Here is a 296-nt window from a genome sequence, read left to right as displayed (position 1 = left end):
CTGCTGGCGCACCCGACCGCCGGCAAGTTCCTGACACATCCAAGCCGCGCGGTTGAAGTGAGTTATTTCGGTTTCGATGATGAGACCGGGCTGGAAATCCGCGTTCGCCCGGATCTGGAAATCGACATGAACGGCATCCGCATTGGCGTGGACCTGAAAACTATCAGCATGTGGAACGTCAAACAGTCTGCACTGCGCGCCAAGCTGCACCGGGAAATTATCGACCGCGATTATCACCTGAGCGCAGCCATGTATACCGAAACGGCTGCTTTGGACCAGTTCTTCTGGATTTTCGT

Annotated in this window: 1 pseudogene; it reads left to right on the top strand. The window is 55.4% G+C overall.

Annotated elements, in window-relative coordinates:
• Nucleotides 1-296, top strand: a pseudogene (locus tag ACSZPU_RS26465) (PD-(D/E)XK nuclease-like domain-containing protein); the annotation flags it as partial.

Origin of the sequence: Phytobacter sp. V69 (genome assembly GCF_965644215.1) — a bacterium.
In the GTDB taxonomy this organism is placed as follows: domain Bacteria; phylum Pseudomonadota; class Gammaproteobacteria; order Enterobacterales; family Enterobacteriaceae; genus Phytobacter.
This window is presented reverse-complemented; position numbering and strand designations above follow the sequence as displayed.